General features: G+C 73.6%; 17 protein-coding genes. 15 read left to right on the forward strand and 2 right to left on the reverse strand.

The window, feature by feature from the left end; all coding sequences use genetic code 11:
* Positions 1-13: 13 nt before the first annotated feature.
* Positions 14-502, reverse strand: coding sequence for a hypothetical protein (locus tag GEV43_RS27300; RefSeq protein ID WP_160823150.1), 489 nt, complete (start codon positions 500-502; stop codon positions 14-16).
* A 78-nt stretch (positions 503-580) separates the two neighbouring features.
* On the opposite strand from GEV43_RS27300, the gene GEV43_RS27305 reads away from it, so the two are divergent.
* Positions 581-1,159, forward strand: coding sequence for a hypothetical protein (locus tag GEV43_RS27305; RefSeq protein ID WP_160823151.1), 579 nt, complete (start codon positions 581-583; stop codon positions 1,157-1,159).
* Here the strand turns inward: GEV43_RS27305 and GEV43_RS27310 are convergent.
* Entirely contained in the window at positions 1,119-2,354 is a 1,236-nt protein-coding gene (locus tag GEV43_RS27310; RefSeq protein WP_160823152.1) for a hypothetical protein, read from the reverse strand. The genes GEV43_RS27305 and GEV43_RS27310 overlap by 41 nt on opposite strands.
* Positions 2,355-2,503: 149 nt before the next feature.
* Here GEV43_RS27310 and GEV43_RS27315 point away from each other — a divergent pair, with 149 nt between their 5' ends.
* The 14 genes from GEV43_RS27315 (at position 2,504) to rpmA (ending at position 20,605) form a co-directional block, all read left to right on the forward strand.
* Complete coding sequence (locus GEV43_RS27315) at positions 2,504-3,868, forward strand: folylpolyglutamate synthase/dihydrofolate synthase family protein (protein ID WP_160824801.1); 1,365 nt, start codon at positions 2,504-2,506, stop codon at positions 3,866-3,868.
* Positions 3,865-4,251, forward strand: coding sequence for a DUF4233 domain-containing protein (locus tag GEV43_RS27320; protein WP_309239864.1), 387 nt, complete (start codon positions 3,865-3,867; stop codon positions 4,249-4,251). Before GEV43_RS27315 ends, GEV43_RS27320 begins: the two co-directional genes overlap by 4 nt.
* Positions 4,252-4,532: 281 nt before the next feature.
* Positions 4,533-5,399, forward strand: a complete 867-nt coding sequence (locus GEV43_RS51160; RefSeq protein WP_241683056.1) for a hypothetical protein — start codon at positions 4,533-4,535, stop codon at positions 5,397-5,399.
* A complete protein-coding gene (locus GEV43_RS27325; protein WP_241683895.1) occupies positions 5,399-6,064 on the forward strand; it encodes an LpqB family beta-propeller domain-containing protein in 666 nt (221 codons plus the stop codon). Before GEV43_RS51160 ends, GEV43_RS27325 begins: the two co-directional genes overlap by 1 nt.
* A 95-nt stretch (positions 6,065-6,159) precedes the next feature.
* Entirely contained in the window at positions 6,160-6,570 is a 411-nt protein-coding gene (gene ndk / locus GEV43_RS27330) for a nucleoside-diphosphate kinase (protein WP_160823154.1), read from the forward strand.
* Positions 6,571-6,825: 255 nt separating this feature from the next.
* Positions 6,826-7,860: a rod shape-determining protein gene (locus GEV43_RS27335; protein WP_160823155.1), complete on the forward strand. Its 1,035-nt coding sequence runs from the start codon at positions 6,826-6,828 to the stop codon at positions 7,858-7,860.
* Between the two features lie 105 nt (positions 7,861-7,965).
* Positions 7,966-9,591, forward strand: coding sequence for a rod shape-determining protein MreD (mreD, locus tag GEV43_RS51165; RefSeq protein ID WP_309239865.1), 1,626 nt, complete (start codon positions 7,966-7,968; stop codon positions 9,589-9,591).
* A complete protein-coding gene (mrdA, locus tag GEV43_RS27350; protein WP_160823156.1) occupies positions 9,588-11,663 on the forward strand; it encodes a penicillin-binding protein 2 in 2,076 nt (691 codons plus the stop codon). Before mreD ends, mrdA begins: the two co-directional genes overlap by 4 nt.
* Positions 11,660-12,835 carry a rod shape-determining protein RodA gene (gene rodA, locus GEV43_RS27355; protein ID WP_160823157.1) on the forward strand — a complete coding sequence of 392 codons (1,176 nt, stop codon included), beginning with the start codon at positions 11,660-11,662 and terminating at the stop codon, positions 12,833-12,835. Before mrdA ends, rodA begins: the two co-directional genes overlap by 4 nt.
* Positions 12,836-12,901: 66 nt before the next feature.
* Positions 12,902-14,824 carry a TIGR03960 family B12-binding radical SAM protein gene (locus GEV43_RS27360; RefSeq protein WP_160823158.1) on the forward strand — a complete coding sequence of 641 codons (1,923 nt, stop codon included), beginning with the start codon at positions 12,902-12,904 and terminating at the stop codon, positions 14,822-14,824.
* A gap of 604 nt (positions 14,825-15,428) precedes the next feature.
* Positions 15,429-16,268: a TIGR03936 family radical SAM-associated protein gene (locus GEV43_RS27365; RefSeq protein ID WP_160823159.1), complete on the forward strand. Its 840-nt coding sequence runs from the start codon at positions 15,429-15,431 to the stop codon at positions 16,266-16,268.
* 702 nt (positions 16,269-16,970) lie between these two features.
* Positions 16,971-19,664 carry an Rne/Rng family ribonuclease gene (locus tag GEV43_RS27370; protein WP_309239866.1) on the forward strand — a complete coding sequence of 898 codons (2,694 nt, stop codon included), beginning with the start codon at positions 16,971-16,973 and terminating at the stop codon, positions 19,662-19,664.
* Between the two features lie 354 nt (positions 19,665-20,018).
* Positions 20,019-20,333, forward strand: coding sequence for a 50S ribosomal protein L21 (gene rplU, locus GEV43_RS27375; protein WP_160823160.1), 315 nt, complete (start codon positions 20,019-20,021; stop codon positions 20,331-20,333).
* A 14-nt stretch (positions 20,334-20,347) separates the two neighbouring features.
* On the forward strand, positions 20,348-20,605 hold the full coding sequence (rpmA, locus tag GEV43_RS27380) for a 50S ribosomal protein L27 (protein WP_160823161.1): 258 nt from the start codon (positions 20,348-20,350) through the stop codon (positions 20,603-20,605).
* The last annotated feature ends 18 nt before the right edge of the window (positions 20,606-20,623 follow it).

Genomic DNA, 20,623 nt, shown 5'->3' on the forward strand with positions numbered 1-20,623 from the left:
ACGATCCGACTGATCAGTGGCCTTTGGTGCGGATTTGAACCTGTGGGAGTGCAATGGCCGACTCACCTCCTCGCCATGACGCGCCGGGTCCGCCGCCCGGCGACGGTCCGGGCACGACCCGGGCCGCCGAGGACACCGGCCCCCAGGTGACGGTCGTCCCGGACGGCGACGCGCCGGTGGGGGCGTCCCGGCCCTGGTGGTACGCCAACGGGAACGGCACGCCGCCGGTCGGGGTGGCCGTTCCCGGGGACGTCGAGGTGGCGTCGGCGGGTACCGGGCCGCACCGGCTGCCGCAACACCCGCCGGACGCGGTGGCGGTGACGGGCACCGGCCCGCAGCCCGCGATCTCCGTGCAGGCGCTGCCCTCGTGGGAGGCGAGCGGGCCGCAGGAACTGCCGTCCGTTCCGCCGAGCGCCCGCAGGTCCGTGCCGGGGGTGCTGGTGGGGATCGTCGCGGGCGGGGTCGTCGCGGCCGTCCTGGTCGTCGCCGTGGTCGTCCTCAAGCTCGGCGGGGACGGCGGCGGGGACGGGGGAAGCGGTCCGCCGGGGCGTCCAAGCGGCGCATCGCCGCCGTCGCGCAGGTGGCGGGGCTGCGCCGGGAGACGGGCGACCCGGCGGCGAGCGCCGCGTACCCGTACGTCGCGGCGGCGGTCCAGGCGGGGGACGTCCCGCCGTCCAAGGACGCCACCGCCGTCTACACCGACGCGCCCGTTCAGGGACCCGGCGGACCCGGCGGACCGGGCGGACCTGGCGGACCCGGCGGGCTCAACGGAACCGGCGGGGAGCAGGCGACGGGGGAGGGCGCGGAGCCGGGCGGCATGCGGAACGGCCTCGGCGTCCAGTCGCAGAGGCAGCAGGTGAACGCCCAGACCGTGCTGTTCACGGGTGGGACGGGCGACGTCGGCGATTCGGCGGCGTTCCTCCGGCGGATCCGTCCCACCACGGTCATCACCAGCGCCCCCGCCGATCCGGGCGCGGGCGGCGGGAAGGGCCTGTGCGGGACGTTCGCCGTCCTCGCCGAGGTGCACCTCTACTGCGCGTGGGCGACGCGCGACTCGTACGGCGTCGTCGCCTCGGAGGTCCCCGCCGCGTCGCCGGAGACCGCCGGCTTCGCCGACCTCACGCGCCGGATCCGGAAGCAGGTCGAGAAGTCCAGGTGACGCCCGTGGGCGCGTCCGCGAGGTCCAGGACGAGCCCGACGAAGTAGACGGTGCCGAGCGCGAGCACGCGCCGTCCGAGCGCGGCGACGCTCTCGCGGGTGAGGCTCTCGGAGCCGGTCACCCGCCACGCCGCCGGGAGCGGGCGGGTGAACGCCAGGTGGTCGTACGGCAGGCGGACGTAGGTGACGGGCAGGCCCGCCAGCGCCGCCACGGCGCCTTCCAGGTCCTTGTGGTCGGGCAGGCACAGCAGGACGTGGTCGATCCCGTCCCAGCGCGCGTGCGCGGCGGTGAGGGCGGCGGAGACGCCCGTACGGTCGATGGCCGCGTCCGCGAGCACTTCGGTGGACGTTCCGGGGAGCGCGTGGCACGACAGGCGTCCAGGAAGTGCGACCGTGGAGAGCACCGCGTCGAGCCGTTCGGCGGACGGCCGCGGCAGACCGCGCAGATCCAGCAGGCGGGACGCGGCGGTCACCCCCAGCGCGGCGCTCGGACGGGTGAGGCCGTCCGGCAGGAGGCGGGGCGGGAGGCCCGTGCCGGTCGCGTACTCGGTCGCGGCGGGCAGGGCGCGGGCGACCGGCCCGGACTGCGGCGCCGACAGGACGGCGCGGGTGGTGCCGGGCGCGACGACCCCGGCCTTCTCCGCGGCGATCTCGGCGGGCGTGTCGCCCAGGACGCCGAGATGCTCGCCGAAGACGGGCGTGATCGCCACCACGTCCGCCGGGAACAGCGCCACCTCGTCGGAACGGCCGCCCATCCCGGCTTCGAGCACCAGCGCGTCCGCCGCCGCGTCGCGCGCGTGCAGGACGCCCGCCAGAAGGAACAGCCCGGCCGGGGAGAGATAGCCGTCCCGTCCTTCCGGAAGACCTTCCACGGCCTGTTCGACGCGTTTCGCCAGGGAACGGAGTTCGGCTTCGCTGACCGCCTCGCCGTCGAGCCGGATCCGTTCCCGATTGCTCCTCAGCCCTGGGCTCGTCACCGTGCACACGCGCAGCCCAGCCGCGCCTAGCGTCGCGGACGCGTAGGTCGCCGCCGTGCCCTTCCCCTTGGAACCGACGACCGTGAGCACTGGCGGTCCCTGCCCGAGGACGTCGAGCGCGGCGGCCACCTCACGCGCGCGCGTGACGCTGCGGCGTTCTCCCGGGCCTCGCCTCGCCCATTCGCGGAAGAACACCTCGTCCGGCGCCTCATCGTTCACCCGCCCATGTTCCCAGCCCGCGCGGAAGGGCTCCGGGCGGGGACGGCCGGGAGCGCCGAGTAGGCTGCGAAGGTCAGTTTCCGCAGGCATGGAGTGTCGTGAGCCAGGTAACCGAGCCGCTCGACTACCAGGGCGCGGTCAGCGCCATCATGAGGCGCGGAGTCGAGTGGGAGATCGATCCCACCCTCGACCGGATCCGCGACCTGGTCGACGTCATGGGCGAGCCCCAGCGCGCCTACCCGGTGATCCACATCGCCGGGACCAACGGCAAGTCCAGCACCGCCCGGCTGATCGAGGCGCTGCTGCGCGAACGCGGCCTGCGCACCGGCCTCTACACCAGCCCCGAACTGACCACGCTGCGGGAGCGGATCGCGATCGACGGCGAGCCGATCGGCGAGGAGGCGTTCGTCCGGGCCTACGAGGAGGTGCTGCCGTACGCCGAGCTGATCGACGGCAAGCACGGCGTGGCGCTGTCGTTCTTCGAGGTGCTCACGGCCATGGCGTACGCCGCGTTCGCCGACGCCCCCGTGGACGTGGCGATCGTCGAGGCGGGCATGGGCGGGATCTGGGACGCCACCAACGTCGCGGACGGCGCCGTCGCGGTGATCACCCCGATCGGGCTCGACCACACCCGCTACCTCGGCGACACGGTGGAGGAGATCGCCGGCGAGAAGGCCGGGATCATCAAGCCGGGCGCGATCGCCGTCCTGTCGCAGCAGCCCGTCGGCGCCGCCGAGGTGCTGCTGCGCCGCGTCGCGGAGGTCGGCGCCGTCGCGGCCCGCGAGGGCATCGAGTTCGGCGTGCTGGGCCGCGACGTGGCCGTGGGCGGGCAGCTCATCGGCGTGCGGGGGCTGCACGGCACGTACGACGAGATCTTCCTTCCGCTGTTCGGGGAGCACCAGGCGAGCAACGCCGCGACCGCGCTGGCCGCCGTCGAGGCGTTCGCCAGCGGCGCCCCCACCAGGGGGGAGGCCAACCTGGAGGCCGCCAACCGGATCGCGCCCGGCGAGACCTACACCGGCGGCGACGAGGGCCAGCTCGACCCGGCGCTCGTGCGCAGCGGCTTCGCCAAGTCCAGCTCGCCGGGGCGGCTGGAGGTCGTCCGCACGGGCCCGACCGTCCTGCTGGACGCGGGCCACAACCCGGCGGGCATGGCCGCGACCGTCGCGACGGTCACCGAGTCGTTCGGCTTCACCCGGCTGGTCGGCGTGCTCGCCATCGCCGCGGACAAGGACGTGGCCGGGGTCCTCGACCAGCTCGAACCCGTGCTCGCCGAGCTGGTCGTCACGCGCAACTCGTCCGCGCGCTCGATGGCGCCGGAGGAGCTGGCCGAGATCGCCGAGGGCGTCTTCGGGCCCGAGCGCGTGCACGTCTCGTCCCGGCTGGACGACGCGATCGACCGGGCGATCGGGCTCGCCGAGGAGACCGGCGAGTACCAGGGCGCCGGGGTCCTGATCGCGGGCTCGGTGGTCACCGTGGGCGACGCCCGCACCCTGCTGAGGGTGGCGCGGTGACCCAGGCGGCGGAGCGGGCGGGCGCGGAACGGGCGAGCGAGGAGCGGAGCGGAGCGATGAACCCGGCGAGGCGGCTGCTGTCCACCGTCCTGGCGTGCGAGGCGATCGTGATCGCGCTCGCGATCCCGGTGGCGGTGGCCGTGCTGAAGGTGGACGGCGGCGTCGCGGGCGGCGTGTGCGGCGGGCTCGCCGTCGTGTGCCTGCTGATGGCCGGGCTGCTGCGGTTCCCGTGGGCGGTCCCGGCGGGCACGGCGCTCCAACTTCTGATCATCGCCACCGGTTTCATGGTGCCGACCATGTTCTTCCTCGGCGTCCTGTTCGGCGCGCTGTGGGCCACGGGCATTTGGCTCGGACGCAAGGCGGGGCGAGCGGAAGCGGGCTAAGTTCGCGGGGGAACGGCGCCACGCCTCCCGCCGCCATTTCGTGAATTGCTCTCATTGAGCAATTCCGACATTCGGGTAATTCCATCGGCGGGCCCCACGCGAAGGAGTCAAGGCCGTGCCCCCCGACCCCCACGGAATCACCCCGTCCTCCCCGTCCGACCGTCCCGACTCCCCGCCACCCGAATTCGAGCGGCCGGAGGCGTCCGACGACGAGGCCCCGGTCCGCCCGGATTGCCCGATCCGGCCGAGGAGGGCGTGGAGGGCGTGGAGGGGCGGAGGCGGTGACCGCTCCGTTGCCCGCCGCCGTTCCCGAGACCGAACGTTCAGAACGAGGACGTTCGGAGCCGGAACGGGCGGCGTGGGCCGGGGCGCTCCTCGTCGCGCTGCTCGTTCCGCCCGCGGCCGTGCTCGCGATCCCCGACGCGAGCCTCAACGTCATTGCGTCCGCCGCGCAGGCCCTCGGCCTTGATGCGGGCCAGATCCCCGGGCTCGCGCGTGCGACGGGGCTGGCGCTGCCCGCGCTGGTGCTGTGCGTTCCGGTCGCGGCGGTCACCGCGCGCCGTTTCCCGGCGCGGCTCGTCCTGCTGGCGGGCGTGGCGTTGCTGCTGGCCGGGCTGGCGGCGGCGCGGTTCGCGGACTCCGTCGCGTTCGCCGGAACGGTTCGCGTCGCGCAGGGCGCGGGCGCCGGGATCGCACTGCCCGCGTCGCTGGTGGTCGTGTGGGAACGCGGCGGCCGGTGGCTCTCGGCGCTGTGGGCCGGTTCCCTCGCCGCCGCGCTGATGGCCGCGATGCCGCTCGCGCTGCGCGCCGTCCCGGTCACCGTGACGGACGGGACGCAGGGCGACTGGCGCCGAGCGCTCGCCCCGTACGTGTGGCCCGCGGCCCTCGCGGGGCCGCCGCGCTCGCCTGCCTGGTCGCGCGCGGGCGCCGCCGCCTGCCCGCGCTGCGGCACAACGAGCGCGGCCAGCTCGTGCTGCCGCTCGCGCCCGCGGCGGGCTTCGCGTTCCTCGCGGTCGCCACCACGTACGGCTGGTCGCCCGGCGCCAGGCTCGTCGTCGCCGGGGCCGCCGGGCTCGCGCTGCTCGGTCTCGCGCTCGTCGGGTCGCGGGACGCGACGGCGGGCAGCCCGCTCGCGTGCGCGGTCGTGATGGTGTCGGCGGGCCTGCTGGCGTACCCGCTGGCGAGCCCCCTCGCGGGCCTGGTGTCCGCCGCCGCGCGGGCGCAGGAGGCAGGGAACGCGCCGTTCGCGCCGTTCGCCGCCGCCGGGGCCGCCGCGCTGCTCGGCGCGATCGCGACCGTACGGCTCTCGCGGGACGGCGCGCGCGCCGCCGTGCTCGCCGGGCACGGGCTGATCGTCGTCGCGGTCCTGCTCGGTCTCGCCGTGGGCGTGGGGACCGCGCCGCTGCCGTTGACGGCCCTCCTCGTCCCGCTCGGCGCGGGCGTCGGCGTCGCGCTCGCCGCCTCGTTCAGGGACGCGAACGTGGGCGGGGCCCTGTTCGGCCTGTCGCTGTGCTTCCCCGCCGTGCTGACGGGGCAGATGCTCGTCCTGTCGTTGCAGGCCGCGCGCCTGGAACTGCCGCCCCCGGTGAACGAGGCGCAGCAGCTCTCCGGGCTGACCGGCGGCTACCGCGTCTGGCTCGTCGCCGCCGGGGTCACCGCCGTCCTCCTGGCCGCCGCCGCACGATGGGCGGGGAACGCCCGCGAGACGGCCGGGACGGCCCGCGGGACGGCCGGGGCGGCGCGCGAGGCGGCGGAGGTCAGGCGGACCCCCGCCGACCTGCGGGCGGCGGTCGCAGACCCCGGGGGCCGGTAGGATTCGGCCCGCAGTGGTGTGCAGGCCGTTGAGGCCCAGACCCCGCGGGACGGGGCGACGCCCACCCCATTCCACCTTCAGAGGAGAGAACAGCCGTGTCCGAGCGCACTCTTGTCCTGGTCAAGCCCGACGGCGTCCGCCGCGGCGTCGTCGGCGAGGTCGTCTCCCGGATCGAGCGCAAGGGCCTGAAGCTCGTGGCGCTGGAACTGCGCACCCTCCCGCGCGAGACCGCCGAGGCGCACTACGAGGAGCACGCCAGCAAGCCGTTCTTCGGCGAGCTCGTCGAGTTCATCACCGGCGGCCCGCTGGTCGCGATGGTGGTCGAGGGCCCGCGCGCGATCGAGGCGTTCCGCGCCCTGGCCGGCGCCACCGACCCGGTGAGCGCCACGCCCGGCACCATCCGCGGCGACCACGCCCTGGAGATCGGCGAGAACATCGTGCACGGCTCCGACTCCACCTACTCCGCCGAGCGCGAGATCAAGCTGTTCTTCCCCGACCTCGGCTGACGCCGGGGGAGCCGCCGCGCGAGGCGGCGGCCGGCGGCCGGAGCGCCCGCGGGGCGGGCGGACGGCGCCGGCACGACTTTGGGACACGCGGGCCGGGGGATACCGGTCCGCGTGTCTTTTAGGTGTGACTCGCCTGGTCAGTACCCGATTTTTAGGTGTCGCACGGCGGTGGGGTGTCTGCCCGGTCGGGTTCGGGCGCGTTAGGATGAGTGCGCCGCTCTGCACGCCCGTCAACATGAAGGGCTCCCTTTCTTCATGGGTAACAAGCTGTCGTTCCTTGGCCGTGACATGGCGGTCGACCTGGGCACCGCGAACACGCTGGTGTACGTGCGCGGGCGCGGCATCGTCCTGAACGAACCGTCCGTCGTCGCGATCAACACCAACACCGGCAAGATCGTCGCGGTCGGGATCGAGGCCAAGCGGATGATCGGCCGCACGCCCGGCAACATCGTGGCGGTCCGCCCGCTGAAGGACGGCGTCATCGCCGACTTCGACGTCACCGAGCGGATGCTGCGCTACTTCATCCAGAAGGTGCACAAACGGCGGCACTTCGCCAAGCCGCGCATCGTGGTGGCGGTGCCGAGCGGCATCACCGGGGTGGAGCAGCGCGCCGTCAAGGAGGCCGGCTACCAGGCCGGGGCCCGCCGCGTCTACATCATCGAGGAGCCCATGGCCGCCGCGATCGGCGCCGGGCTGCCCGTCTACGAGCCCACCGGCAACATGGTCGTCGACATAGGGGGCGGCACCACCGAGGTCGCGATCATCTCCCTCGGCGGCATCGTCACCAGCCAGTCGGTCCGCGTCGGCGGCGACGAGCTCGACCAGGCCGTCATCTCGTTCTCCAAGAAGGAGTACTCCCTGATGCTGGGGGAGCGCACCGCCGAGGAGATCAAGATGGCGATCGGTTCGGCGTTCCCCGGCGGCGGCGAGGAGCCGCACGCCGAGATCCGCGGCCGCGACCTGGTCAGCGGACTGCCGAAGACCGTGGTCATCTCCGCCGAGGAGGTGCGCCGGGCCATCGAGGAGCCCGTCAACTCCATCGTCGACGCGGTCAAGACCACGCTCGACAAGTGCCCGCCCGAGCTGTCCGGCGACATCATGGACCGCGGGATCGCCCTCACCGGCGGCGGGGCGCTGCTGAAGAACCTCGACGAGCGGCTGCGCGAGGAGACCGGGATGCCGATCCACCTCGTCGACAACCCGCTCGACTCCGTGGTGCTCGGCACCGGCAAGTGCGTGGAGGACTTCGAGTCGCTCCGGCAGGTGCTCGTGCCCGAGCCGCGCCACTAACCAGTACGGGCGAGGCCGCCCGGGGCGCGGGGGGTCGTCCCGCCTCGGGAGGCACTGACCCCCCAGGTCCGCGCCACACGTATTCTCGAATCGGGAGGTCAGCGGGTGAAGGACACCCGGCGCACCCGCGTGGTCCTCAGCGTGCTGCTCGTCGTGGCGCTCGCGGTGATCACCATCGACTACCGGGGCGGGGACGGGTCCCCGCTGCGGGGCCTGCGCGGGATGGGGGCCGCGCTCTTCGGCCCGGTCGAGCGCGCCTCGGCGGCGGTGGTGCGTCCCATCGGCAACACCTTCGACGCCGTCACCGACGCGCCGGGCGAGCGGCGCCGCGCCGACAGGCTCGAACACGAGAACCAGCGCCTGCGCGAGCAGCTGCGCTCCAACCAGCTCGACCGCGCCCGCGCCGCCCAGCTCGACCGGCTGCTCGGCTCGGCCGGGATGGGCGGCTACAAGATCCGCGCGGCGCAGGTGATCTCGGCCGGGCAGGGCTTCGAGGACACCGTGACGATCGACGTCGGCAGCCGCAGCGGGGTGCGCCGCGACATGACGGTGATGAGCGCGGACGGCCTCGTCGGGCGCGTCACGCGGGTCGGTCCCGCCACCTCGACCGTGCTGCTGGCGACCGACGTGACGTCCTCGGTCGGCAGCCGCCTGGAGGACTCCAGCGAGATCGGCATCGTGCAGGGCCGGGGCCGCCGCGGCCTCGGCGACGGCGGGGAGACGCCGATGCGGTTCCAGCTCCTCAACGCCAACGCGCCGCTGAAGGTCGGCCAGCGCCTCGTCACGCTCGGCTCCCAGGGCGAGCGCCCGTACGTGCCGGGCGTTCCGATCGGCCAGGTCGAACGGATCGACGGCGCGGTCGGCGGCCTGACCCGCACCGCCTACGTCAAGCCGTTCGTGCGGTTCACCAGCCTCGACGTCATCGCCGTCGTCGTCGCGCCGCCGAAGACCGACCCGCGCGACGCGGTGCTGCCGCCGAAGCCGCCGCCCCCGCCGGGCGCGGCGCCGCCCTCCGGCGCTCCCGCGGACGCCAAGGCGACGGGGAAGAAGGGCAAGAAAGGCAAGAAGGACAAGAAGGGCGAGAAGGCCGAGCCGGGCCCGTCCACGACACCGACCTCGGGGGTTGACGTGCTGAGTGCACCCGAGCCGTCGACGACGGGACGCAACGTGCTCGGCGCCGTCGTCATCGTCGCCGCGCTGATCCTCCAGGTGTCGGTGGCCAACCGGCTCCCGCTGCCCGGCGGCGTCCAGCCCGACCTCGTGCTGCTGGCCGTGGTCGCGCTCGCGCTGGTCAGCGGGTCCATGACGGGCATGGTCGCCGGGTTCTCCGCCGGCCTCGCCGCCGACATCATCCCGCCCGCCGACCACACCCTCGGCCGGTACGCGCTCGTCTACTGCCTGATCGGGTACGTGTGCGGGCTCGCGTCCGCCGAGATGGACCGGCAGTCGCTCGTGCCGTTCTTCGCCGTCGCCGCCGGCGCGCTGGCCGGCACCGTCCTGTACGCGGCGACCGGGATGATGCTGGGCGACCCGCGCGCCACCTGGTCCACGGTCATCCGGATGGTGCCGCTCCAGGTGCTGTACGACGTGATCGCGAGCCCGTTCGTCGTGTGGGCGGTGCTGCGCGTCACCCGTCGGTACGAGCGCGGCGGCGAGCGGCCCTCCCGCGACGGCCTGTCCGTTCCCCCGGCCCGGTACCGCGCGATGTCGGGGCGGAGCGGGAGCCTGTGAACTCCAGGACCCACTTCCGGCTGGTGGTGCTGTACGTGCTCGTCGCGGCGCTGCTGCTGGTGCTGATGGGCCGGCTGTGGACGATGCAGGTCCTCGACGGGCGGCACTACCGGCAGGTCGCCGCCGACAACCGCACCCGCGACATCGTCGTCCCGGCGGTCCGGGGCGTCATCCTCGACGACCAGGGCCGCCCGCTCGTCCGCAACCGCACCGCGCTGGTCGTGTCGGTCGACCGCACGACCCTGTCGCGGCAGAAGGACGAGGGCGCGGGCGTCCTCAACCGGCTCGCGAAGGTGCTCGGCACCAGCTACGACGCCCTGGCGAAGAAGACGCGGCTGTGCGGGCCGGGGATCAAGCGGCCGTGCTGGCCGGGCTCCCCGTACCAGCCGATCCCGGTGGACGACCGCGTCGACCCCAAGCGCGCCTTGCAGATCATGGAACGGCAGGAGGAGTTCCCCGGCGTCTCCGCCGCCGTGCAGGCCGTCCGCGAGTACCCGCGGCCCGAGGGCGCGGGCGCCGCGCAGGCCCTCGGCTACCTCCAGCCGATCACGCAGGAGGAGCTCGACAAGCGCAAGGGCCTCAAGGTCACCGGCTACAGCGGCGTCGACCTCATCGGCCGTGACGGGCTGGAGGCGGTGTACGACGCCGACCTGCGCGGCGAGCCCGGGTTCCGCAAGGTGCTGGTCGACAGTCAGGGGCGCGTGACCGGCACCGCGCAGGACAAGGCGCCGGTCCCCGGCGGCAACCTGGTCACCAGCCTCGACGCGGGCGTGCAGGGCGCGGCGGAGAAGGCCCTCGACAACGCCGTCCAGAACGCCCGCAGGCAGGGCCACAAGGCCGACGCGGCGGCGGCCGTGGTGATGGACGTGCAGACCGGGCGGCTCGTCGCGATGGCCAGCTACCCGACGTACGACCCGAGCATCTGGACGGGCGGGATCTCGCAGGACGAGTACGACGCGCTGCTCGGCAAGAAGAAGGGCGAGCCGCTGATCTCGCGGGTCTCCCAGGGCCAGTTCGCCCCCGGCTCGACGTTCAAGGTGTCCTCGGTGGCCGCCGCGGTGAAGGACGGCTACGACCTGCACGGCACCTACTCGTGCCCGGGTTCGTACAACGTCGGCTCGCGCGCGTTCCGCAACTTCGAGGGGCAGGCCCACGGCGACATGAGCCTGCACCAGGCGCTCGTCGTCTCCTGCGACACGATCTTCTACAAGTTCGCCTACGAGGAGTGGCTGCGCGACGGCGCGACCAAGCCGAAGAAGCACCCGTCCGACCCGATGGTGGAGATGGCGCGCAGGTTCGGGTTCGGCACCCGCACGGGCGTCGACCTGCCCGGCGAGACCACCGGGCGCATCCCCGACCGGGGCTGGAAGCGCTCGTACTGGAACGCCACCAAGAAGGCCGACTGCAAGGGCGCCAAGGACGGCTACCCGGAGGTCGCGAAGACCGACCCGTCGCGCGCGGCGTACCTGAAGGCGGTCGCGGCCGAGAACTGCGCCGAGGGCTACATGTGGCGCGCCGGCGACGCCGCCAACCTGTCGGTCGGGCAGGGCGACGTGCTCGTCACGCCGCTCCAGCTCGCCCGCGCCTACGCGGCCGTCGCCAACGGCGGCCGGCTGGTCGTGCCGCGCGTCGCCAGGGCCGTGGTCCGGCCGGACGGCTCGCTGGTCCGCGAGATCGACCCGCCCGCCGGGCCGAAGCTGCCCGTCGACCCCAAGGTCCTCAAGTACATCCGGGGCGGGCTCGCGGGCGTCACCAAGTCCGGCACGGCGGCCGGCGCGTTCAGCGGCTTCGACCTCAAGAAGGTCCCGGTGGCCGGCAAGACCGGCACCGCCGAGGTCTACGGCAAGGATGACTCGTCCTGGTTCGCGTCGTTCGCTCCGGTCGACAAGCCGCGCTTCGCGGTCATCGCGATGGTGTCGCAGGGCGGCACCGGCGCCTCGACCGCCGCCCCCGCCGTCCGCGAGATCTACGAGGCGATGTACGGCCTGAACGGCAAGAAGCCCGCCCTCAAGGACGGCAGGACGCCGGCGGGCCTGCCGAAGCTCGGCGGCGACACCGGGACCGCGCCGTGACCGCCCGCGTCCCGAGCCTCGGCGGGTACGGCGAGAACGTCTGGCAGCGGCGGCTGGCGTCGCTGAAGCGCCTGGACTGGGTGCTGGTGCTGTCGGTGGTGGCGCTGTCGGTCGTCGGGACGCTGCTGGTGCGCGCCGCGACGTTCCAGGTCCTGCTCGACCAGGGCAAGGACCCCGAGGGCTTCCTCAAGCGGCACATCCTCAACCTGGTCATCGGGTTCGCGCTCGGCGGGCTGGTCACCGTCCTGGACTACCGGCTGCTGCGCGCGTACGTCCCGATCCTGTACGCGCTGGCGTGCGTCGGGCTGCTGATCGTGCTGACCCCGCTCGGCTCGACGATCAACGGGTCGCACTCGTGGATCGTGATCGGCGGCGGGTTCCAGCTCCAGCCGTCGGAGTTCGCCAAGGTCGGCCTGGTCGTGCTGCTCGCGATGATCCTCGGGGAGCCGCGCGACGGCGAGGTGGGGCCGGGCCGCCGCGACGTGCTGCTCGCGCTCGCCCTCGCCGGGGTGCCCGCCGCGCTGATCATGCTCCAGCCCGACCTCGGCACCACGCTGGTGTTCGCGGCCGTCGTGCTCGGGATGCTGGCGGTGTCGGGCGCGAAGAAGCGCTGGCTCGCCGGGCTCGTCGGCGGCGCCGTCCTGCTGGGCTTCGCGGTGTGGTTCTTCGGGCTGCTCAAGCCGTACCAGCTCGACCGGTTCACCGCGTTCATGGACCCGTCCGCCGACCCGCGCGGGGCGGGCTACAACGCCCAGCAGGCGCGCATCGCCATCGGGTCGGGCGGCGTGTTCGGCAAGGGGCTGTTCCACGGCGAGCAGACCGGCGGGCACTTCGTGCCCGAGCAGCAGACCGACTTCATCTTCACCGTCGCGGGGGAGGAGCTCGGGTTCGTCGGCGGCGCCGTGATCGTCGTGCTGCTCGGCGTCGCGATGTGGCGGGGGCTGCGGATCGCCACCCAGGCCGCCGACCTGTTCGGGACGCTCGTCGCGACCGGGGTCGTGTGCTGGCTGGCGTTCCAGTCGTTCGAGAACATCGGGATGACGCTCGGGATCATGCCGATCACCGGGCTGCCGCTGCCGTTCGTGTCCTACGGCGGGTCCGCGACGTTCGCCAACATGATCGCCTTCGGCCTGCTCCAGGCCGTGCACCTGAGGCGCCGCCCGTTCGACTGAGGGCCGCCGCCCCGGCGGTATCCTGAGGGTTTGATCTCGCGTCCACACCATCGGAGGACACCGCCCATGCCCATCGAGTCGATCTTCCCGCGTCTGGAGCCGCTGCTCCCGCGCGTGCAGAAGCCGATTCAGTACGTCGGCGGCGAGCTGAACTCCCAGATCAAGGACTGGGACGAGGCCGAGGTCCGGTGGGCGCTGATGTACCCGGACGCCTACGAGGTCGGGCTGCCCAACCAGGGCGTCCAGATCCTCTACGAGATCCTCAACGAGCGCGACGGCGTCCTCGCCGAGCGCACCTACTCCGTCTGGCCCGACCTCGAAGCGATCATGCGCGAGCACGGGATCCCGCAGTTCACCGTCGACGCGCACCGCCCCGTCGCCGCGTTCGACGTGCTCGGCGTGTCGTTCTCCACCGAGCTCGGCTACACCAACCTGCTGACGGCCCTCGACCTCGCCGGGATCCCGCTGGAGGCCGCCGACCGCACCGACGAGCACCCGATCGTCCTCGCGGGCGGGCACGCCGCGTTCAACCCCGAGCCGATCGCCGACTTCCTCGACGCGGCCGTGCTCGGCGACGGCGAGGAGATCTCCCTCGCGATCACCGAGGTCATCCGCGAGTGGAAGGCCGAGGGGCGCCCCGACGGCCGCGACGGGCTGCTGATGCGCCTGGCGATGTCGGGCGGGGTGTACGTCCCGAGGTTCTACGACGTGACGTACCTGCCCGACGGCCGGATCCAGCGCGTCGCGCCCAACCGTCCCGGCGTCCCGTGGCGCGTCGACAAGCACACGGTCATGGACCTCGACGGCTGGCCGTACCCGAAGAAGCCGCTCGTCCCGCTCGCCGAGACCGTGCACGAGCGGTTCTCCGTCGAGATCTTCCGGGGCTGCACCCGCGGCTGCCGCTTCTGCCAGGCCGGGATGATCACCCGTCCGGTCCGGGAGCGGTCGATCACCACCATCGGCGACATGGTGGAGACCGGGCTGAAGGAGTCGGGCTTCCAGGAGGTCGGCCTGCTCAGCCTGTCCAGCGCCGACCACAGCGAGATCGGCGACGTCGCCAAGGGCCTCGCCGACCGCTACGAGGGCACCAACACCTCGCTGTCCCTCCCGTCCACCCGCGTGGACGCCTTCAACATCACGCTCGCCAACGAGTTCTCGCGCGGCGGCCGGCGCTCCGGCCTGACGTTCGCGCCCGAGGGCGGCTCGGAGCGGATGCGCAAGGTGATCAACAAGATGGTCAGCGAGGACGACCTGATCCGGACCGTCACCACCGCCTACGAGAACGGCTGGCGGCAGGTCAAGCTCTACTTCATGTGCGGGCTGCCGACCGAGGAGGACGAGGACGTCCTCGCGATCGCCGGGATGGCGCGGCGCGTGATCCAGGCGGGCCGCGACGCCACCGGCCGCCGCGACATCCGCTGCACGGTCTCCATCGGCGGGTTCGTGCCGAAGCCGCACACCCCGTTCCAGTGGGCCGCCCAGTGCGACCACGAGACCGTGGACCGCCGGCTGAAGGCCCTCAAGGACGAGCTGCGCTCCGACCGCGAGTACGGCCGCGCCATCGGCCTGCGCTACCACGACGGCCAGCCCTCGGTCATCGAGGGCCTGCTGTCGCGCGGCGACCGCCGCGTCGGCAAGGTCATCCGCGCCGTCTGGGAGGACGGCGGGCGCTTCGACGGCTGGTCCGAGCACTTCTCCTACGAGCGCTGGACGGCCTGCGCCGACAAGGCCCTCGCCGGGGAGGGCGTCGACGTCGACTGGTACACCCTCCGCGAGCGCGACGAGGTCGAGGTCCTGCCCTGGGACCACCTCGACGCGGGCCTCGACCGCGAGTGGCTCTGGCAGGACTGGCAGGACGCCGTCGACGAGACCGAGGTCGAGGACTGCCGCTGGACCCCCTGCTACGACTGCGGCGTCTGCCCCACCATGGGCACCGAGATCCAGATCGGCCCGACCGGCCGCAAACTCCTCCCCCTCAACGTCGTCTGAACCCGTCCGCCCCGGCGGAGCCGTTCTCCGGAGAACGGCTCCGCCGCTCTGATTCGCACGCCGAGCATTTGTCGGCGCATTGCGGGGCGCGGCGGTGTGCGGGGGAGCCGTATGACGTTGCGCCTGCCCGTTCAAAGTGCTCTCTGTCGCCGAGTTCCGACGCTTCGGGGGTGGCGTGGAGAGCGCTGGCGAGAGGCTCAGACCCCCGATCCAGCCCGAGGCTGGGCACGCTCCTCGCACCGTCCGGCGATGGCGTGGACGTGAATACTAATGGGTGCTGATAGGCCGTGGGGTGCGTTCAGGAAAGGGTCGTCGGGTGGTCGGCGCGACCATTTTTGACAAATTCATACCGCCGGGTGGAATGGCCGTGACCGTCCCACGTTCCTGATGTTCGTCGGGAAGGGCGCGGTCGGGCGACGCGCCGAGTCCTGGAGGGGCCGGTTCGTTCGCTGGAGCGCTTTCGGACGGGGGTAGCGGGGCGGGGCGGCGGGGTACGGCGGTCGAGGGGGGCGGCCGGGGCCGTACCCTGTGCGGCGAGGGCCGTACTCTGTAGGTAGACGTTTTCGACTCGACGCGAGTAGGAAGGACTAGAGCCCTGGCTCCCATGCCGGAGGGCCCTGCGCCGGCCCCCGTGACCCAGCGCCTGCGCGTTCGCTATGCGAAGCGCGGCAGGCTGCGGTTCACGAGCCACCGCGACATCTCCCGGGCCGTGGAACGCGCCGTGCGGCGCGCCGGGATCCCTGTCGCGTTCAGCGCCGGGTTCACGCCCCACCCGAAGATCTCGTACGCGGGTGCGGCGGCGACGGGGGTGGCCAGTGAGGCCGAGTATCTTGAGATCGGGCTCACGGAGACCCGCGACCCTGCGCGGGTACGGGCCGAGCTTGACGCGGCCCTGCCGGACGGCCTCGACATCGTCGATGTCGTGGCGGTGCGGACGGGCCAGGCCAAGCCGAGTGCCTTGGCGGATCGGCTCCACGCGTCCGAGTGGCGGATCCGGCTGGACGGGGTGTCGCACGACGACGCCGCCGCGGCCGTGACCGCCTTCCTGGACGCCGGGACGATCGAGGTGGAACGCCTCACCAAGAAGGGACGGCGCCGTTTCGACGTGCGCGCCGCAGTGTCCGCCTGCGAGGCGGACCGGCGCGGCGCGGAGGCGGCGGATGCCCCTTGTGCGATACTTCGAATGGTTGTTCGGCATACCACACCTGCCGTACGACCCGACGACATCCTCACCGGACTGCGTCAGGTCGCCGACCTCGCGCCGCCGTCACCGCCTCTGGTGACCAGGCTGGCGCAGGGGCCCCTCGACGCGGGCACCGGTGGACTCGCGGATCCATTGGATCCCGACCGGGAGACCGACCAGCCGTCCGGCGACGACGCCGCGACGGCCCCGGGCCCTTCCGGGCAAGCCGCGAGCGCGGATGCCGTCAGCGCCCGTCCGTAAGGGCCGAAGCCGGCGCCGCGGCGACGCGGCACGGAACCGGTTCCGCAGGGGACGGCGGGCGCACCCCCGACGACTTCGTCGTCGCCACCGGACGGTGGGGACGACGCCGACGACAGACGGAGAGTTCCCGTGCGGCGCACCGCACCGTTCCGCCCCCTGGCGGAGCCCGCGGACGCGCCCGGGAACCTGACGGGAGATTGCCCGCATGCTGGATAACGAAGCCGATTCGGCCACGGCCGAAGGCACCGAGGAACAGAACGCGTCCGGAGTGACCCGGACCCCGCGCCGCCGCGCGAGCCGCCCCGCGGGCCGCCGCCCGAGGTCGAGGAGGCTCCGGCGCCCGCGTCCGCGCAGGCCCCGGAGACCGCGCAGGCTCCGGACAAGGACGACAAGGACGAGGCCGCCGCGCCGCCCAAGAAGGCCACGCGCACGCGGACGACTAGGGCGAAGGCCAAGGCCAAGCCCGAGCAGGCCGAGGGCGACGCGACGCCCGCCGCGGCCGACGCGAAGGACGCCGCGGCCGTCGCGGCCGTCGAGGCCGAGGCCGCGGAGCCCGCGGCGGAGAAGCCCGCGCCCCGTACGCGGACCCGCAAGCGCACCACGGCGGCCGCCACCAAGGCGGCCGCGGCCGACACCGCCGCCGACACCAGCGGCGCCGCCGACACGGCGCACGCCGCGCCCGCGGTGCCCCAGGTGCCGGTCGTGCCGGGGAACGAGCCGGAGACCGGTTCCGCCGGCGTCCGCAGCGGCCACATCGACCAGGAGGTGTCCGACACCGAGCCCGCGAGCGGCGTCGCCGGCGTGCCCGGCGTGACGTTCCAGCCGCCCATGGTCGTGTTCCAGCCGCCGGAGGCGACCCCGGCCGAGCGCGCCAAGGCCGCGTCGAAGACCGCGCCCAAGGACGAGCCCGCCCCCGAGAGCGCCGCGGCCGACGAGGACGCCGACGACGCCGACGACCTCGAGGACGCCGCGCACGGCGACGAGGACGACGAGTCCGGCGACCGGCCCTCGCGCCGGCGCCGCCGCCGGGGCGGCCGGGGCCGCGGCCGCGGCCGCGACGCCGGCGACGACGAGGCGCAGGACGACGAGGAGCCCGAGACCGCCCGCGAGGCCGAGGCCGAGAAGCCCAAGGCCGCCAAGGGCGGCCGGGCCGCGAAGGGCGCCAAGGACGCGAAGGACGGCGCCAAGGACTCCAAGGAGACCAAGGGCGGCAAGGCGTCCAAGGACGGCAAGGACGCGGCCAAGGAGGCCAAGGCTGAGCAGCAGGACGCGGGCGGTCCCGACGAGGCGGCCGACGACGACGAGGGCGGGGCCGGTTCGCGGCGGCGCCGCCGCCGCAGGCGCCGGTCCGGCCTCGACGGCGACGGCGGCCCCGACGACCCGCCCAACACCGTCGTGCACGTCCGCGACGCCCGCGCGGTCGAGGACGAGGTCCAGTCCGTGCGCGGCTCGACGCGGCTGGAGGCCAAGAAGCAGCGCCGCCGCGAGGGCCGCGAGCAGGGCCGCCGCCGCCCGCCGGTGATCACCGAGGCCGAGTTCCTCGCCCGCCGCGAGGCGGTCAAGCGCGAGATGGTCGTGCGGCAGGAGGGCGAGCGCACCCAGATCGCCGTCCTGGAGGACGACGTCCTGGTCGAGCACTACGTCAACCGCGCGACGCACCAGTCGTACGTGGGCAACGTCTACCTCGGCAAGGTCCAGAACGTGCTGCCCTCGATGGAGGCCGCGTTCGTCGACATCGGCAAGGGCCGCAACGCGGTGCTGTACGCGGGCGAGGTCAACTGGGACGTCGCGGGCCTCGAAGGCCAGCCGCGCCGCATCGAGTCGGCGCTGAAGTCGGGCCAGTCGGTGCTGGTGCAGGTCACCAAGGACCCGCTCGGCCACAAGGGCGCCCGGCTGACCAGCCAGGTGTCCCTGCCGGGCCGCTACCTGGTGTACGTGCCGGACGGCTCGATGACCGGCATCAGCCGCAAGCTCCCCGACAAGGAGCGCACCCGCCTCAAGCAGATCCTCAAGCGGGTCATGCCGGAGAACGCGGGCGTCATCGTCCGCACGGCCGCCGAGGGCGCCACGGAGGAGGAGCTGGCGCGCGACGTGTCGCGGCTGGCCGCCCAGTGGGACAGCATCCAGAAGAAGGTCAAGACCGCGTCGGCGCCGTCGCTGCTGTACGGCGAGCCCGACCTGACCATCCGGGTCGTCCGCGACATCTTCAACGAGGACTTCACCAAGCTCGTCGTCTCCGGCCGCGAGGCGTGGGACACCGTCTCGGAGTACGTCGAGTACGTCGCGCCGCACCTCGCCGAGCGGGTCGAGCGCTGGGACGGCGGGCAGGACGCCCTCGCGGCGTTCCGGATCGACGAGCAGATCGCCAAGGCGCTGGACCGCAAGGTGTGGCTGCCGAGCGGCGGGTCGCTGGTCATCGACCGCACCGAGGCGATGACGGTCATCGACGTCAACACCGGGAAGTTCACCGGGCAGGGCGGCAACCTGGAAGAGACCGTCACCCGCAACAACCTGGAGGCGGCCGAGGAGATCGTCCGCCAGCTCCGGCTCCGCGACATCGGCGGCATCATCGTGATCGACTTCATCGACATGGTGCTGGAGAACAACCGCGACCTGGTGCTGCGCCGCCTGGTGGAGTGCCTGTCGCGGGACCGTACCAAGCACCAGGTCGCCGAGGTGACCTCGCTCGGCCTCGTCCAGATGACCCGCAAGCGGGTCGGGCAGGGCCTGCTGGAGGCGTTCTCGGAGACCTGCGAGTCCTGCAACGGGCGCGGCATCCACGTGCACCTGTCGCCGGTCGAGCCCAAGCAGGACAAGGCGTCCGCCAAGGACGCCGGCGGCCGGCGCCGCAAGCGCAAGGGCGAGGTGGAGAAGGCCGTCGAGGACAAGCTCGCCCAGCAGGAGAAGGTCCGGGAGACCGAGCCCGAGCCCGCCGCGGAGGCCGAGCCCGAGCCCGCCCCCGCGCCTGCCAGGACGCGCGCGCGGCGCGGCGCGGCCAAGCGGCAGGCGGGCCCGCCGCCCGAGCCGGACCCCGCGGACGCGTCCCAGACCGCCGAGGCCACGGCCGTCACCGAGGAGTCCGAGGCGGCCGAGCCCGTCGCGGTCCCGGACGGGACGAACGGCGAGGACCCGGCGCAGGCCGTGGCCGACGCCGTCGAGGCCGCCGCCGAGACCGCCGAGGCCGGCGGCCCGGGGGTGCTCGACGCGGTCGAGCCCGTTCCCGCCGATGCCAACGGCGCCGCGACGAACGGCTCCGAGCCGGCCGCCGCCCAGGAGCCGGGCGCGGACGGGGCGCGCGACGACGCGGAGGAGCCCGCCAACGGCCGGCGCCGCCGCACCCGCCGTCCCCGCGCCGCCGCGGCCCAGACCCAGCAGCCGGACGCGTCCGGCGACTGACCGGCGCGGGCCCGCCCGCCCCGGCGGGGCCCGCCCTTCCGGCGGGCTCCCGGGGCGGCGGGGCCGCCGGTGCGGGGCCGGACGCCGTTCGCGTTGGGGTCCGCGGATCCGGTATCCTTGGACATCGGCGTGTGTTGAGCGCGCCGTTCAGACCCGCATCCGAGGCCCGCAGGGCGTACGGGTGCGTCCCTCGCCGATCCGGTGGGGTCACGCAGAGAGCGCTGGAGGAGACTCCTCCTCCGGCGTGCCGCCTTCGGCCCCCGGGCCGGGGGTAGGCCCCCGTCCGGGGGCTGGTAACGACCACGCGCGGGACCGGTTCAGTCCGGAAGCGCGCGCAGACGAAGGGTTTCCGCGGTGTACGCGATTGTCCGCGCAGGCGGCAGGCAGGAGAAGGTGGCCGTCGACGACGTGCTCACCGTCGACAAGCTGGCGGGCGAGGTCGGCTCGACCGTCACGTTCCCGGCCGTTCTCGTCGTGGACGGCGACGACGTCGTCAGCTCCGCGGCCGCCCTGGCCGGCTACCAGGTGACCGCCGAGATCCTCGGCGCCGCCAAGGGCCCCAAGATCAACATCATGCACTACCGGAACAAGACCGGGTACAAGCGGCGGATGGGTCACCGTCAGCCTTACACCGAGGTCAAGATCACCGGTATCAAGGCCGGGAAGTAAGGGAGAGCGGTCAGATGGCACACAAGAAGGGCGCGTCGTCCAGCCGTAACGGTCGTGACTCCAACGCCCAGCGCCTCGGCGTGAAGCGTTTCGGCGGCCAGGTCGTCAAGGCCGGCGAGATCATCGTCCGCCAGCGCGGCACCCACTTCCACCCCGGGCCGGGCGTCGGCCGCGGCGGCGACGACACGCTGTTCGCGCTGGTCGCGGGCGCGGTCGAGTTCCGCCGCTACCGCGGCCGCAACGCCGTGAGCATCGTCCCTCCGGCGGAGTAGTCCGCCGGGGCAGAGCGT

The organism is Actinomadura sp. J1-007, from assembly GCF_009793335.1.
Classification (GTDB): domain Bacteria; phylum Actinomycetota; class Actinomycetes; order Streptosporangiales; family Streptosporangiaceae; genus Spirillospora; species Spirillospora yumaensis.

Excerpts from the sequence above, each read along its gene's own strand:
- GEV43_RS27360 (WP_160823158.1), top strand. The coding sequence starts at position 12,902 with ATGCCCATCGAGTCGATCTTCCCGCGTCTGGAGCCGCTGCTCCCGCGC.
- rpmA (WP_160823161.1), top strand. The coding sequence starts at position 20,348 with ATGGCACACAAGAAGGGCGCGTCGTCCAGCCGTAACGGTCGTGACTCC.
- GEV43_RS27365 (WP_160823159.1), top strand. The coding sequence starts at position 15,429 with ATGCCGGAGGGCCCTGCGCCGGCCCCCGTGACCCAGCGCCTGCGCGTT.
- GEV43_RS27325 (WP_241683895.1), top strand. The coding sequence starts at position 5,399 with ATGGTGTCGGCGGGCCTGCTGGCGTACCCGCTGGCGAGCCCCCTCGCG.
- GEV43_RS27335 (WP_160823155.1), top strand. The coding sequence starts at position 6,826 with ATGGGTAACAAGCTGTCGTTCCTTGGCCGTGACATGGCGGTCGACCTG.
- GEV43_RS27315 (WP_160824801.1), top strand. The coding sequence starts at position 2,504 with ATGAGGCGCGGAGTCGAGTGGGAGATCGATCCCACCCTCGACCGGATC.